Source organism: Rhizobacter sp. P2_H2 (assembly GCF_056403375.1).
This window is the reverse complement of record NZ_JBFUFP010000857.1, coordinates 1-2,388: the sequence shown is the minus strand read 5'-3', so window position 1 is coordinate 2,388 and position 2,388 is coordinate 1. Positions and strand designations below refer to the sequence as shown.

The window sequence follows — 2,388 nt, the reverse complement described above, 5'->3', positions numbered from 1 at the left end:
GCCCGGCTGCAGCCCGGCGGTCATGCGGTCCATGTCGAAGAAGCCGGTGCGCACGCCGGTCACTTCCTCGGCGCCGTTCTCGTGCAACTCGTTGACGCGGTCGATCAGCTGCACCACCAGCGTGTCCATGCTGATGAAGCCCTGGCGCGAGCGTGAGCCCTCTTCGCCGATCTTGAAGATCTTGCTTTCGGATTCGTCGAGGATCTGCGAGACCGGCCGGCCCTGCGGATTGAACGCCGCGGTCGCGATCTCGTCGCTGGCGGCCACCAGCTTGCGCAGCACCGCGCGCTCGCGGACGATCTCGGCATAGCGGCGCAGGTTGGACGCGCTCGGCACGCTCTGCGCGAGCGCGTTCAGGTAGGTCAGCCCGCCGCAATCGGCCGCCTTGCCCAGGCCCTGCAGCTGCTCGAACACGGTGATCACGTCGGCCGGCTTCGAGCCGTTGATCAGCCCGCCGATCGCCGCGTAGATCAGCTTGTGCTCGTAGCGGTAGAAGTCGGTGTCCTGCAGCAGGTCGCCGCAACGGTCCCAGGCACTGTTGTCGAGCAGCAGGCCGCCGATGACGCTCTGCTCAGCCTCGATCGAATGCGGCGGCACGCGCAGGCGCGCCACCTCGTCATCTTCCGCACCGTGGCTGCGCGCTGCGTCGGATCCGAATTGCGGGGGGAGATTGAAAACCGAGGACATCGATACTTCCTGTGGGCAACCCTGTGGACATCCCTGTTGGCATCCGGTGATCAAGCACTGGACAACCGCGGAGAACTCGCGCCCCAATGAAAAAGGGCCGGCGAAGCCGACCCTTTTGTCGAGGCGCGAGGCGCAACCTTAGTCGGTTTCGCCGACCACCACAACCTTGACATCCACGACCACATCAGTGTGCGGCGCCACCGACACGACGTGCTCGCCGACCGTCTTCAGCGGACCGTTGGGCAGGCGAACCTGCGCCTTGGCGATCTTGAAGTCGATGCGCGTCAGCGCTTCGGCGATGTCGTTGTTGGTCACCGAGCCGAACAACCGGCCATCCACACCCGCCTTTTGCGTGATGTGAACGGTGCGGCCGCTCATCTTCTCGCCCAGCGCTTGCGCGGTGGCGAGCTTGTCGGCAGCGGCCTTTTCGAGTTCGGCGCGCTTGGCTTCGAATTCCTTGATTGCGACCGGCGTCGCACGGCGTGCGGACTTGGTCGGGATCAGGAAGTTGCGTGCATAACCGTCCTTGACCTTGACGACATCGCCGAGGTTTCCGAGGTTGCCCACTTTTTCGAGCAGGATCACTTGCATGGTGTGGCTCCTCAGACCTTGTGCTGGTCGCTGTACGGCAGCATCGCCAGGAAGCGCGCGCGCTTGATGGCGGTGGTCAGCTGACGCTGGAAGAACGCGCGCGTGCCGGTCAGGCGTGCGGGCGTGATCTTGCCGTTCTCACCGATGAAATCGCGCAAGGTGTCGATGTCCTTGTAGTCGATTTCCTTGACGCCGGTCACCGTGAAGCGGCAGAAGCGCTTGCGGCGGAACAGCAGGGATTGTTGGTTGCGCTTGGGCTTGCGGTCCTTCGAGAACCGACCTTTACCACGTGGCGGGGGCATATTTCACCTCACTTGAATATCAGATTCGGACAAACAGGTTGAGCACGGGGCTCATTCGAATTCGGTCACATGGAACAGCGTGCCGCGACCGCTGCGCATTGCTGACAGAAAGCCGGCGAAGGTGCCTGTGCTTCCGATCGGCAGTGCCTGCAGGCGCCGTGTGATGTCACCGATGGCCACGGCCCGGATCTCCAGGGAGACTCGGCGGACCTGGCCGGATTCGCTGACCTGCGATTCGTGCTTGAGGCTCAAATCGAAGGCCGGCAGCCCGGCCGGTGTGTATCTCACGGCCCCTCGCTCCACCACTTGCGCCGCCAGAACCAATCGGTTCATGCAACGCCCGGGTGACAGCCGCGGGACCTCACCGTTCTCAGGCTGCAGCTTCCTGCGGGGCCTTGCGGGACTCTTCCTTCTCGACCGCCTTCATCATCACCGACGGACCGGTGTCGGCCTGGGGGCGAACGACGGTCAGGTGACGCAGCACGGCGTCGTTGAAGCGGAAGCCTGTTTCCAGCTCGCCGAGGACTTCCTTGCTGCATTCGATGTTGATGCAGAGGTAGTGGGCCTTGGCCAGCTTCTGGATCAGGTAAGCCATCTGGCGACGGCCCCAATCTTCCACACGGTGGACCTTGCCGCCGCCGGCGGTGATCACACCCTTGTAGCGCTCCAGCATGGCCGGAACCTGTTCGCTCTGATCCGGATGGATGAGCAAGATGATTTCGTAGTGACGCATTGAAACTCCTTTTGGATTTGCGTCCTCTGCCCTTCAGTGAATCGAAGGCTTTGGACACGGAACCACCCCAAGCGT

Annotated in this window: 5 protein-coding genes; all 5 read right to left on the bottom strand. The window is 63.1% G+C overall.

The features are described from left to right. The coding region (locus AC1D15_RS27335) for a DnaB-like helicase N-terminal domain-containing protein (protein WP_477828478.1) at positions 1-687 on the bottom strand (687 nt) is incomplete at its 3' end. A gap of 138 nt (positions 688-825) precedes the next feature. Further along, positions 826-1,278: a 50S ribosomal protein L9 gene (gene rplI, locus AC1D15_RS27330; RefSeq protein ID WP_047502603.1), complete on the bottom strand. Its 453-nt coding sequence runs from the start codon at positions 1,276-1,278 to the stop codon at positions 826-828. 11 nt (positions 1,279-1,289) lie between these two features. Further along, positions 1,290-1,580 (bottom strand): 30S ribosomal protein S18, encoded by a 291-nt coding sequence (gene rpsR, locus AC1D15_RS27325; protein ID WP_047502601.1) that lies wholly within the window; start codon positions 1,578-1,580, stop codon positions 1,290-1,292. 51 nt (positions 1,581-1,631) lie between these two features. Next, on the bottom strand, positions 1,632-1,913 hold the full coding sequence (priB, locus tag AC1D15_RS27320; protein WP_047502598.1) for a primosomal replication protein N: 282 nt from the start codon (positions 1,911-1,913) through the stop codon (positions 1,632-1,634). 37 nt (positions 1,914-1,950) lie between these two features. Further along, complete coding sequence (rpsF, locus tag AC1D15_RS27315; RefSeq protein ID WP_047502595.1) at positions 1,951-2,313, bottom strand: 30S ribosomal protein S6; 363 nt, start codon at positions 2,311-2,313, stop codon at positions 1,951-1,953. Between the last annotated feature and the right edge of the window lie 75 nt (positions 2,314-2,388).